Genomic DNA, 11,475 nt, shown 5'->3' on the forward strand with positions numbered 1-11,475 from the left:
GCCCAACCGGCGGCTGATCAGGGTTACTTATAATCCCCCCGGTCCGTTTTTGCCAGTTCTACCGTTGCCAGAACCGCCGTTCGGTGCAGAAGATCCCGCTCCTCCCCTTTTTTGGGCGAGCCGGAGAGGGTGTGCAAGGCCTGGTCACGGGTCTCCTGCAGGCGTTCACGGGAGGGTGTTTCCGCCCGCCCGCCGCTTTGCAGATCCTGTTCGAGGGATTCCAGGGAACCCAGCATCTCGTCGGTCTGTTGCAACTGTTGCCGCCGCTCGGAGTGGGAGGGCTCCCCGCCGACGCCTTCCACCTCGTCGAGTTGACCCACCTCGAAGACGGCATCGCTTTCCCGTGTGCCCGACAAGGAGTCGAGGAACCGGGCAAAATTTTCCCCCCCGGAAATTTCGCCGGTGCGTCTTTTGCCGCCTACGCCAGGCTTGGCTATCAGGTTATCGGTCTTGTCCAAGCGCCGGATGGTCATTGGCATCTCCTGCGATCAGGGTGGAAGCAGTCACTGCTGGGCAAATCATCAACTTCCATGCCATGTTTCGGAAAGGGGTGTCAAACCCCCTGTTGCAACTCGCCGCGCTTGGTGGCCAGCTTGTTCAGGGCGTTGATGTAAGCCCGTGCCGAAGCGGTGATCACATCGTTGTGGGCCCCCTGGCCATGTACCGTCTGCCCCTCGTGCTTGAGACGCACCGTCACGAAGGCCTGGGCATCGATTCCCGAGGTGACCGCCTGCACTTGATAAAGCAGCAGAAAGGCATCCTGGGCCCCCGGAACCAACTCGGCAATGGCCTTGAAAACCGCCTCCACCGAACCGGTCCCCCAACTCGCGCCCCGCTTCACCTCGCCGTCGATCTCCATCTGCACCGCCGCCACCGGCGTATCCTGGGTGCCCGAAGCGATGTGCAGCCGCAACAGACGGTAATGGTCCGCCGTGCGCACCACCTCGTCGTCCACCAACGCCTCGATATCCTCGTCGAAGATCTCTTTCTTCTTGTCCGCCAAACCCTTGAAACGCTCGAAAACCTGATCGAGCTGCTGCGGGGTCAGCTCGTAACCCATGGTGCGCAACCGGGCGCGAAAGGCGTGCCGACCGGAATGTTTGCCCAACACCATCTGGCTGGTGGTCAAACCCACCGACTCCGGGGTCATGATCTCGTAGGTGGCCGCGGCCTTCAACACGCCGTCCTGATGGATGCCCGACTCGTGGGCGAAGGCGTTGGCCCCCACGATGGCCTTGTTGGGCTGCACCGGAAAACCGGTCACCGTGGAAACCAGCCGGGAGGAAGCCATGATCTCGGTGGTGTCGATGCCGGTTTCCACCGGCAGCAGATCCTTGCGGGTGCGCAAGGCCATGACCACCTCTTCGAGAGCCGCGTTGCCCGCCCTCTCCCCCAGTCCGTTGATGGTGCATTCCACCTGACGCGCCCCCTGGGCCACCGCCGCCAGGGAGTTGGCCACCGCCAGACCCAGGTCGTTGTGGCAATGCACCGAAATCACCGCCTTGTGGATGTTGGGCACCCGCTCCATCAACTGCCGGATGCGCTCGCCGAACTCGAAAGGCAGAGTGTAGCCCACCGTGTCGGGAATGTTGACCGTGGTGGCCCCGGCGTCGATCACCGCTTCGACGATGCGGCAGAGGAAATCGATTTCGGAACGCCCCGCATCCTCCGCCGACCACTCCACGTTGGAGGTGTAACCGCCGGCATGACGCACCGCCGCCACCGCCGCCTCCAGCACCTGGTCCGGGGTCATGCGCAGCTTGTGCGCCATGTGGATGGGGCTGGTGGCCAGAAAGGTGTGGATGCGGGGATTGACCCCCTCCTTGAGGGCCTCCCAGGCCCGGTCGATATCCTCCCGTTTGGCCCGCGCCAGTCCGGCCACGCTGCACTGGCGAATCTGAGCGGCCACCCGTTTCACCCCGTCGAAATCGCCCTGGGAGGCGATGGGGAAGCCCGCCTCGATGCAATCGACACCCAGCCGCTCCAGTTGCAGAGCGATGCGCACCTTCTCCTCCACGTTCATGGAGGCTCCGGGGGACTGTTCACCGTCCCGGAGAGTGGTATCAAAAATGAAAACGCGCTCGACCGCCATCATTGACCTCTCAAACCGACAGATCCTGCACTTCGTCCTCCTCGATCTCCTTGCCCTCGGCAAGCAGACGACGGTACTCCCGATGGCTCCAGTAGATCGACCCGAGGTAGACGATCCCCAGGACGAACAGCGTGGTCGCCATGTGGATGGTCATCACCGCGATGAAGATGACCACCCCGACCAGGGTGAGAAAGGGGCGTTCCCGGTGCCAGGAGAAGTCTTTGAAGCTGCGGAAACGCAGGGTGGAAACCATGAGAATGGCCAGCAGAAAGGTCAGGCCGAGGGGCAGCCAGCTCCAGGCGGAGATGACCCCCTGGGAGGGCAGCGCCACTTGCAGCCCCAGATCCAGATAGAAAAGGATGGTGGCCACCAGGATGGCCGCCGCCGCCGGAATGGGCAGACCCTGAAAATAGCGTTTGGAGATGCGCTCGTCCTGAACGTAGTGCTGCTGAACGTTGAAGCGCGCCAGGCGCAACGCACCGCAGACCGCGAAAAGGAAGGCGGCGGCCCAGCCCACCCGGTTGAAGGGGGTCAGAGCCCACTGATGCACCAGCACGGCGGGAGCGATGCCGAAGGAGAGGAAGTCGGCCAGGCTGTCGTACTCCTTGCCGAAAGCGGAAGAACCTCCGGTGGCCCGCGCCACCCGCCCGTCCAGACCATCGAAGATGCCGGCGGCCAGGATGGCCTGGGCCGCGTTTTCGTAATGTCCGCCCAGGGCCGCCATGATGCCGTAAAAACCGCAGAACATGCCCCCGGTGGTGAGCAGGTTGGGCAGAATGTAAACCCGCTTGGGGGTTGGACGAGGAACCTCATTCATGACCCACCTCCCATCTGCGCCAGAACGCTCTCCCCTGCCCTGGTCTGATCCCCCAGGGTCACCTGGACCCGGGCATCGAGGGGCAGGTAACAATCGACCCGCGAACCGAAGCGGATCAGGCCGAAACGCTGGCCCCTCTCGCCCCGATCCCCCTCTTTCAGCCGGCAGACGATGCGCCGGGCGATCAGTCCCGCCACCTGGACGAAAACCAGCTCCCGCCCGTCGGTGGTCGCCAGATGGACCGCCATGCGCTCGTTCTCCAGGCTGGCCTTGTCGAGGGCGGCGTTGAAGAAGCGCCCCGGATGATAGGCCAGTCCCCGCACCGTGCCGGACTCCGGCAGGCGGTTGACGTGTACGCTGAAGACATTCATGAAGATGGAGATCTTGCGGGCCGGGCGACCGGTCAGGGGAGCCTGGGCCACCTCCTCGATGACGATGACCTTGCCGTCGGCAGGCGCCACCACCAGCCCCGGCCCCTGGGGCGAGACACGATCCGGATCCCGGAAGAACCAGATGCACCACAGAGCCAGCACCCAGCACACCCCGCCCGGATAGGGTGTTGGCGCCAGTCCGGTGACCAACCCCGCCACCAGCACGAAGAGGGCGATGAAAGGCAATCCTTCACGGGCTACCGGCATGGCGGGGCTTCCTCGATTCCGACGGCAGTCCGCCGTTCCGGCGGCGTAGAGGCTGCCGGAACGGCGGCACGAGTCAAACTAGTTACGCGACTTGTCCACCAAACGGGACTGCTGGATCCACGGCATCATGGCCCGCAGGTTGCGCCCCACCTCCTCGATGGGATGGTTCTCGCCCAGGCGACGCAAGGCATTGAACCGGGGACGCCCCGCCATGTTCTCCGTGATCCACTCCCGGGCGAACTCGCCGGTCTGGATCTCCTTGAGAATGCGCTTCATCTCGGCCTTGGTGGCTTCGTTGACCACGCGGGGACCACGGGTCAGATCACCGTATTCCGCCGTGTTGGAGATGGAGTAGCGCATGTTGGCGATACCGCCCTCGTAGATCAGGTCCACGATGAGCTTGGTCTCGTGCAGGCATTCGAAATAGGCCATCTCCGGGGGATACCCGGCTTCCAGCAGGGTTTCGTAACCCGCCATGATCAGGGAGGTGATGCCGCCGCACAACACCGCCTGCTCGCCGAAGAGATCGGTTTCGGTCTCGTCGCGGAAGTTGGTTTCGATGATGCCCGCCCGTCCCCCGCCGATGGCGGAGGCATAGGCCATGGCCAGCTCACGGGCGCGACCGGAGGCGTTGCGATGCACGCCGATCAGGGTGGGCACCCCGCCGCCCCGCTGGTATTCGGCCCGCACCAGATGGCCCGGTCCCTTCGGAGCCGCCAGAAAGACATCGATGTCGGCGGCGGGATCGATCTGACCGAAGTGGATGTTGAAGCCGTGGGCGAAGGCCAGAGCCGCGCCGCTCTTCAGATGAGGCGCCACCTCTTCGCGATAGAGCTTGGCCTGGTGCTCGTCCGGCACCAGAATCATCACCACATCCGCTGCGGCAACCGCCTCGGCAACCGGTTTGACCGGCAGCCCGGCCAGTTCCGCCTTGGTCCAGGAGGCCGAGCCGGGACGCAGTCCCACGCAGACCCGCACCCCGGAATCCCGCAGATTCTGGGCATGGGCATGTCCCTGGGAACCGTAACCGATCACCGCCACCTGCTTCGCTTTGATCAGGGCCAGATCGGCATCCTGGTCGTAATAGACTTTCATCTTTTCCCACCCTTTCCCGTGGCTCAACCGTTTTTCTTTTCCGCCCGACCCGATCCCCGGGCCATGGCCACCTGCCCCGTGCGCACCACATCCAGGATGCCCAGGGGTGAAAGCAAGGCCAGACAGGCGTCCAGCTTGGCGCTGTCCCCCGTCACTTCCAGGATGAAGGAGGCGGGGGTGGCATCCACCACCCGCGCCCGGAAGATCTCCGTGACGCGCAGCACTTCCGCACGGGCCTCCTGTTGCGCTTCCACCTTCACCAACATCAATTCCCGGCCCACATGGGGCCCTTCGGTCAAATCGACCACCCGGATCACGGGAATCAATTTGTTCAACTGCTTGATGATCTGCTCGATGATATGCTCTTCCCCCTCCGTCACCAGGGTGACGTGAGAGGTATCCCCCCCTTCCATGGGCGCCACATTCAGGCTGTGGATGTTGAAACCCCGCGCCGAAAAGAGGCCCGCCACCCGGGAAAGCACACCCGCCTCGTTTTCCACCACCACCGAAATCGTGTGTCTCATCAGCCACCTACCGTGCAGAAAAGAGTCTGCCGAATTCTACAGAAGGATCATCTCGTTCAACGCCGCGCCCGCCGGCACCATGGGATAGACGTTGCTCTCCCGATTGACGCGGAAGTCCATGATCACCGCCCCCGGATGGGCCAGAGCCTGACGGATCACCCCGGCCACCTCGTCGGGTCGGGTGGCCCGCAGACCCAACGCCCCGTATGCTTCGGCCAGCTTGATGAAATCGGGATGCACCGTCATGTCCGACTGGGCGTAGCGGCTGCCGTAGAAGAACTCCTGCCACTGACGCACCATGCCCAGGAACTGATTGTTGATGATGGCGATCTTGACGGGCAGTTTGTACTGCAGCACCGTGGCCAGCTCCTGAATGTTCATCTGGATGGAGCCCTCCCCGGAGATGAGGATCACCAGCTCGTCGGGGCGGGCCATCTGGGCCCCGATGGCGGCGGGAAGACCGTAACCCATGGTGCCGAGCCCGCCGGAAGTCAGCCAGCGACGCGGCTCCTCGAAACCGTAGAACTGCGCCGCCCACATCTGATGCTGCCCCACGTCCGTGGCCACGATGGCCTTGCCTTCGGTCAGCTCATGCAGCTGCTGAATGACGAACTGGGCCTCGATGCACTCCGGCCCCTGAACGTAACGCAGACAATCCCGGCTGCGCCATTCGTTGATCTGCGCCCACCATTCCGACAAATCCGGCTTGTCCGCCTGGAAGGCGGCGCTCTTCACCTCGGCGTTGAGCCGTTCCAGGGTGGGCCGCACATCGCCCACGATGGGAATGTCCACCACCACGTTCTTGGAGATCGAGGTGGGATCGACATCCATGTGAATGATCTTGGCGTGAGGGGCGAATTCGGAGATTTTCCCCGTAACCCGGTCGTCGAACCGCGCACCGATGGCCACCAGAAGATCACACTGGGAAACGGCCATGTTGGCTTCGTAGGTGCCGTGCATGCCCAGCATGCCGACGAAGTGCCGGTCGGTGGCGGGAATGCCGCCCAGCCCCATGAGGGTGTTGGTGATCGGCGCCCCCATGGCGTGAACGAACTCCTTCAACTGGGGCGCCGCGTTGGAGAGGATCACCCCTCCCCCGGTGTAGATCATGGGTCGACGCGCCTCCCGGAGCAGCTTCACCGCCTTGCGAATCTGCCCCATGTGACCCTCGACGGTCGGCTTGTAGGAGCGAATCGTCACCGGCCCCTGAAAGGGCGCGTACTCGGCGGTCGCCGCCGTGATGTCCTTGGGCAGATCGATCAACACCGGCCCCGGACGCCCGGTACTGGCGATATAAAAGGCCTCGTGGATCACCCGGCTCAACTGGGAGACATCCTTCACCAGGAAGTTATGTTTGGTGCAGGAACGGGTGATGCCCACGGTATCGGCTTCCTGGAAGGCGTCGTTGCCGATGAGGGCGGAAGGCACCTGCCCCACCAGACAAACCAGGGGAATCGAATCCATGTGGGCCGTGGCCAGACCGGTTACGGCATTGGTGGCTCCGGGTCCGGAAGTGACCAGGGCCACTCCCACCTCACCGGTCACCCGGGCATAGCCGTCGGCGGCATGCAAAGCCCCCTGCTCATGCCGGGTCAGCACATGCTGTATGCGTCCCGACTTGTGCAAGGCATCATAGATATAGAGCACCGCGCCACCGGGGTAGCCAAAAACGGTCTTGACCCCTATTTCCAACAGGCTCTGGACAATGATCTCGGCACCATTCAGTTTCACTTCCACGCTCCTGAAACGACACCATCCCGAAGATCCCCCTCTGCGGAGAGATCCTTCGACAGGCATTTCACCCATCCCAATGAATTATACTAGCAGGGTCCCGAGGTCAAAGAGAACCTTTCCCTGTCGAGGAGGCTCACTTCCCCCCGCAATTCCTGCTTCGCCCAAAAAAAAAGCCAACCGCCCCATCGGAGCGGTTGGCCGATGCGGCAATACCCTAGCGGCATTCGCAGGGTACATAATCCCGGGTCGGCGTCCCCGTGTAAAGCTGCCGGGGCCGACCGATGGACTGATCCTTCTCGGCAATCATCTCCATCCACTGGCTGATCCAGCCGATGGTGCGCGACACGGCGAAGATGACGGTGAACATATTGGTGGGAATGCCCATGGCCGACTGGATGATGCCCGAATAGAAATCGACGTTGGGGTAGAGCTTCTTGGAGACGAAGTAGTCGTCCTCCCTGGCAATCTGCTCCAGCTTCATGGCCACCCGCAACAGCGGGTCGCTGTCCCTGCCCACTTCGTGCAGCACATCGTGGGCCGCCTGACGCAGCACCTTGGCGCGGGGATCGTAATTCTTGTAGACCCGGTGGCCGAAACCCATGAGACGGAAGGGATCGGAGGGATCCTTGGCCCGTTTGATGTACTCCAGGATGTGATCCTCGCTGCCGATCTCCTGCAGCATCTTCAACACCGCCTCGTTGGCCCCGCCGTGGGCCGGCCCCCACAAAGCGCCGATGCCCGCCGACATGGCCGCGAAGGGATTGGCGTGGGAGGAACCGGCCAGCCGTACCGTGGAGGTGGAGGCGTTCTGCTCATGATCCGCGTGCAGAATCATGATCAGATCCAGGGCTCGTGAGAAGATCGGATTGACCTGATACTCCGCGCAAGGCACCGAAAAGAGCATGTGCAGAAAGTTGGAGGAATAATCCAGGCCGTTCTTGGGGTAGACAAACGGTTGCCCCACGGAATATTTGTAGGATGCCGCCGCAATGGTGGGCATTTTGGCCAACATGCGGAAGGCGGAGATCTCCCGATGCCGTGGATCTTGAATATTGAGCGAGTCGTGGTAGAAGGCCGACAGGGCCCCTACCACTCCGACCATGATGGCCATGGGGTGGGCATCCCGACGATAACCACGGTAGAACTGCAGAATCTGCTCGTGGAGCATGGTGTGGTTGGTCACGGTGCTGCGAAAAGTCTCGAACTCCTTGCAGGTGGGCAGTTCGCCGTGCATCAGCAGATAGCAGACCTCCAGGAAGGTGCTTCTCTCCGCCAGTTGCTCGATGGGATAGCCTCTGTACAGGAGTATCCCGGCATCGCCGTCGATGAAGGTGATCTTGCTTTCGCAGGAGGCGGTGGAGCGAAAGCCCGGATCCAGGGTGAACATTCCAAATTCTTTGAAGAAATGGGTAATATCCACCACCGAAGGCCCCATCGTGCCTTCGACGATGGGCCATTCCACCTCCTTGCCTGACCGGTTGTCCCGAATTGTCATTGTGTTTCTGGCCATGGCTTCACCCCATAGAATATTTTATAAAGGGAGGCGTGCTTTTCCTGTCCCATATCAAGGGAACCTGCTGCCCAGGTCTTGCATAAGGGGGCATCGGTCATGCAGGATGCGCAAGGACGCAAAAAAATACAAGTGCGGCATTATAATTTTTTTATGTGTTGACATCCATTTCGGGAACTCAATGGATGCGCTAACTTCGGGGGGCTCCTTTTCTACACCTCATGCTTGGAGATTACGCATGTTCGATAACACGAACCAGATCGAAAGACGCCTGCAAAGCCTGGAAAAACACCTCAAGCAGGAAAACCCCGTTCTATTGCAGGTTGTGCAGAGCTTCCGGGAGCTGGATCGGGTTGCCTATCGCATGGGGCTGCTCTCTCGGGAGGACTCCTTCGCCACCCAGGTCCCCTGGTGGCCGCTGATCTCCATTCTGGGCACCTTTTCCTCGGGAAAATCGACCTTTATCAACTCTTATCTGGGGCAGAAGCTGCAACGCACCGGCAATCAGGCGGTGGACGACAAATTCACCGTGATCTGCTATGCCAAGGAAGACAAATCCCATACCCTGCCCGGCCTGGCCCTCGATTCCGATCCGCGGTTCCCCTTTTACGAAATCGGGCGGGAGGTGGAGCATGTGGTCTCCGGGGAGGGTCGCCGCATCGACTCCTATCTGCAATTGAAGACCTGCCCGACGGAGGCCTTGCGCGGCAAGATCATCATCGACTCCCCCGGCTTCGATGCCGATGCGCAACGCACCTCCATTCTGCGCATCGTGGATCATATCATCAATCTGTCGGACCTGGTGCTGGTCTTTTTCGATGCGCGGCATCCGGAACCCGGCGCCATGCGGGACACATTGGAACACCTGGTCAACCAGACCATCAGCCGTCACGACTCCAACAAATTTCTCTACATCCTCAACCAGATCGACTGCACCGCCCGAGAAGCCAATCTGGAGGATGTGGTCGCCGCCTGGCAGCGTTCCCTGGCGCAGTGTGGCCTGACGGCTGGGCGTTTCTACCAGATTTTCGACAACGACGCCGCCAATCCCATCGACGACGAGACGGTCAAAGCCCACTATCTGGCCCGCCGCGACGAAGACATGGCCGACATCACCCTGCGCATGCAACGGGTGGAAGTGGAGCGGGCCTACCGCATCATCGGCGTGCTGGAAAACACCGCCAAGATGATCACGGAAGAGGTGGTGCCGAAAATGAGTGAGCTGATCGGTCGCTGGCGCAAGCTGGTGTTGACCATGGACGGCGTTCTGGCGGTGATCGTCTTCATTCTGGGCAGCGCCGTGGCCTCTTCTCCGGTCATGGAACCCGTGATCCAGGGACTGCTGGGCCTCAACTGGCTGGATCCCCAAACCTGGGGCTGGAAGGATATGCTGCTGGCTCTGGGAGCCGCCGCCGTCGGCACCGGGCTGGTCTATCTGCACTTCATGGCGCGGCGTTTCGCCCGCTTCCTGGTGCTGCGCACCCTGCCCGCCGAAGCCCGCAAGCATGATCTGCGCAATCTGGTACGGTCCGCCTTCCTGCGCAACACCCGCAGCGTGCGTTCCCTCTTTCAGAAAGTTCCCAGCGGCTGGAGCCCCGGCACCCGCAATCGGGTTCTCAGGGTGCTGAAAGACAGCGACATGTACGTCCAGAACCTCAACGACCAGTTCACCAATCCGTCGGGCAAAGCGACCAACAAGAATTCCAAGGTACAGTTGGAAGTCAGTTAAGCGTTTCCTCGTCGGCCCCCATCCGGAGCTTCGGATGGGGGCTGGCCGGAAAACCCCGTTCGGGGAACTGGAGAAGGAACGGATCCGACACCGGCGGATCCATTTCCGGAAGGAGTCGGCTTACGATTCGTGGTGACGGAAGGGACAATCGGCTTTCAGGCAGTCCGCATAGAGATAGAGGGCATGATCCTGGACCTGAAAACCGCGCTTCAAGGCCAACTCCTTCTGACGGCGCTCGATCTCCTCGTCGTAGAACTCCTCCACCCGACCGCACTGCAGGCAAACGAGATGGTCGTGGTGATCTCCCTGGTTCAATTCAAAAACCGCCTTGCCGCCCTCGAAATGGTGGCGACGCAGCAATCCAGCCTGTTCAAATTGCATGAGAACCCGGTAGATGGTGGCCAGCCCCACCTCTTCTCCCTCCGAAAGCAGTCGTTTGTAGACCTCTTCCGCGGACAGATGCTGGCTCTCCTCGGACTGGAACAGGCTCATGATCTTTAACCGGGGCACGGTGGCTTTCAATCCGGCCTGTCTCAAGCTGCTGTTCATGTTGACAGGAGTCTCCTGCTCTCTCTCCGACATGGATCGTTCTCCCTGTAACGCATAGGCCATTGAAATTTTTCTATGTTACCATATCAGCAGCCCGGTTTGGGATTAAATTTCACACCAAGTTTTGAGAATTAGCCCGGTTTTCCCCATAATTTTTTAATGTGCGGATGAAGCAAACTGCTAACCAGACACCTTCCTGGATGGGATACTCGGATGAACCACGAACACACGGAATGGCAACACCCGCATCTTTTTGGCCTGGATGAACACAATCAGGGGGAAAGACGAACCCATGTCGTCATAGCTCTTACACTAGTTACCATGGTTGTTGAAATTGTCGTCGGTTACCTGACCGGCTCCATGGCCCTGACGGCGGATGGTTGGCACATGAGTACTCACGCTGCGGCTCTCGGCGTGACGGCGTTTGCCTATGCCATGGCGCGCCGCCACGCGGCCAATCCGCGTTTCACCTTCGGCACCGGCAAGGTGGGACCTTTGGCGGGTTTTGCCAATGCCATCGCCCTGGCCATGGTGAGCCTCCTGATTGCTGTGGAATCGGCGGAACGCTTGATCTCCCCGATCGAGGTCAACTTTCACACCGCCATGATCGTTGCCGTGGTGGGACTGGTGGTGAATCTGGCCAGCGCCTGGTTGCTGGGGGAGGATCATCACCATCATGGACATGGGGGTCACCATGACGACCATGACGACCATGACGACCATGACCATGACGACCATGACCATGACCATGACCATGACCATGACCATGACCATGACCATGACCATG

At 61.1% G+C, this 11,475-nt stretch carries 11 protein-coding genes; 2 read left to right on the top strand and 9 right to left on the bottom strand.

Annotated features, from left to right (window positions below; genetic code table 11):
- Positions 1 to 23: 23 nt before the first annotated feature.
- The 8 genes from HQL56_09500 to gltA all read right to left on the bottom strand — a co-directional run bounded on the left by HQL56_09500 (position 24) and on the right by gltA (position 8,410).
- Complete coding sequence (locus HQL56_09500) at positions 24 to 473, bottom strand: hypothetical protein (protein ID MBF0309750.1); 450 nt, start codon at positions 471 to 473, stop codon at positions 24 to 26.
- A gap of 80 nt (positions 474 to 553) precedes the next feature.
- A complete protein-coding gene (locus HQL56_09505) occupies positions 554 to 2,095 on the bottom strand; it encodes a 2-isopropylmalate synthase (protein ID MBF0309751.1) in 1,542 nt (513 codons plus the stop codon).
- 7 nt (positions 2,096 to 2,102) lie between these two features.
- A complete protein-coding gene (gene pssA, locus HQL56_09510; GenBank protein ID MBF0309752.1) occupies positions 2,103 to 2,909 on the bottom strand; it encodes a CDP-diacylglycerol--serine O-phosphatidyltransferase in 807 nt (268 codons plus the stop codon).
- Positions 2,906 to 3,547, bottom strand: a complete 642-nt coding sequence (locus tag HQL56_09515) for a phosphatidylserine decarboxylase family protein (protein ID MBF0309753.1) — start codon at positions 3,545 to 3,547, stop codon at positions 2,906 to 2,908. Before HQL56_09515 ends, pssA begins: the two co-directional genes overlap by 4 nt.
- Positions 3,548 to 3,625: 78 nt before the next feature.
- Positions 3,626 to 4,642, bottom strand: coding sequence for a ketol-acid reductoisomerase (gene ilvC / locus HQL56_09520; GenBank protein ID MBF0309754.1), 1,017 nt, complete (start codon positions 4,640 to 4,642; stop codon positions 3,626 to 3,628).
- A 23-nt stretch (positions 4,643 to 4,665) separates the two neighbouring features.
- Positions 4,666 to 5,166 carry an acetolactate synthase small subunit gene (gene ilvN / locus HQL56_09525; GenBank protein ID MBF0309755.1) on the bottom strand — a complete coding sequence of 167 codons (501 nt, stop codon included), beginning with the start codon at positions 5,164 to 5,166 and terminating at the stop codon, positions 4,666 to 4,668.
- A gap of 36 nt (positions 5,167 to 5,202) precedes the next feature.
- Positions 5,203 to 6,963 carry a biosynthetic-type acetolactate synthase large subunit gene (gene ilvB, locus HQL56_09530; protein ID MBF0309756.1) on the bottom strand — a complete coding sequence of 587 codons (1,761 nt, stop codon included), beginning with the start codon at positions 6,961 to 6,963 and terminating at the stop codon, positions 5,203 to 5,205.
- Positions 6,964 to 7,114: 151 nt separating this feature from the next.
- Complete coding sequence (gene gltA, locus HQL56_09535) at positions 7,115 to 8,410, bottom strand: citrate (Si)-synthase (GenBank protein MBF0309757.1); 1,296 nt, start codon at positions 8,408 to 8,410, stop codon at positions 7,115 to 7,117.
- A gap of 238 nt (positions 8,411 to 8,648) precedes the next feature.
- Between gltA and HQL56_09540 the strand changes: the two genes are divergently transcribed.
- On the top strand, positions 8,649 to 10,139 hold the full coding sequence (locus HQL56_09540) for a dynamin family protein (GenBank protein MBF0309758.1): 1,491 nt from the start codon (positions 8,649 to 8,651) through the stop codon (positions 10,137 to 10,139).
- Positions 10,140 to 10,259: 120 nt separating this feature from the next.
- Here HQL56_09540 and fur read toward each other — a convergent pair whose 3' ends face one another.
- Positions 10,260 to 10,721: a ferric iron uptake transcriptional regulator gene (gene fur, locus HQL56_09545; GenBank protein ID MBF0309759.1), complete on the bottom strand. Its 462-nt coding sequence runs from the start codon at positions 10,719 to 10,721 to the stop codon at positions 10,260 to 10,262.
- 180 nt (positions 10,722 to 10,901) lie between these two features.
- Here fur and dmeF point away from each other — a divergent pair.
- On the top strand, positions 10,902 to 11,475 hold a 574-nt coding region (gene dmeF, locus HQL56_09550; GenBank protein MBF0309760.1), incomplete at its 3' end, for a CDF family Co(II)/Ni(II) efflux transporter DmeF.

The organism is Magnetococcales bacterium (assembly GCA_015231925.1).
Lineage (GTDB): Bacteria > Pseudomonadota > Magnetococcia > Magnetococcales > JADGAQ01 > JADGAQ01.

What these genes read in the sequence shown, in the direction of transcription:
- HQL56_09500 (MBF0309750.1), bottom strand. Translation starts at nt 473, where the DNA reads ATGACCATCCGGCGCTTGGACAAGACCGATAACCTGATAGCCAAGCCT.
- HQL56_09505 (MBF0309751.1), bottom strand. Translation starts at nt 2,095, where the DNA reads ATGATGGCGGTCGAGCGCGTTTTCATTTTTGATACCACTCTCCGGGAC.
- pssA (MBF0309752.1), bottom strand. Translation starts at nt 2,909, where the DNA reads ATGAATGAGGTTCCTCGTCCAACCCCCAAGCGGGTTTACATTCTGCCC.
- HQL56_09515 (MBF0309753.1), bottom strand. Translation starts at nt 3,547, where the DNA reads ATGCCGGTAGCCCGTGAAGGATTGCCTTTCATCGCCCTCTTCGTGCTG.
- ilvC (MBF0309754.1), bottom strand. Translation starts at nt 4,642, where the DNA reads ATGAAAGTCTATTACGACCAGGATGCCGATCTGGCCCTGATCAAAGCG.
- ilvN (MBF0309755.1), bottom strand. Translation starts at nt 5,166, where the DNA reads ATGAGACACACGATTTCGGTGGTGGTGGAAAACGAGGCGGGTGTGCTT.
- ilvB (MBF0309756.1), bottom strand. Translation starts at nt 6,963, where the DNA reads ATGCCTGTCGAAGGATCTCTCCGCAGAGGGGGATCTTCGGGATGGTGT.
- gltA (MBF0309757.1), bottom strand. Translation starts at nt 8,410, where the DNA reads ATGGCCAGAAACACAATGACAATTCGGGACAACCGGTCAGGCAAGGAG.
- HQL56_09540 (MBF0309758.1), top strand. Translation starts at nt 8,649, where the DNA reads ATGTTCGATAACACGAACCAGATCGAAAGACGCCTGCAAAGCCTGGAA.
- fur (MBF0309759.1), bottom strand. Translation starts at nt 10,721, where the DNA reads ATGTCGGAGAGAGAGCAGGAGACTCCTGTCAACATGAACAGCAGCTTG.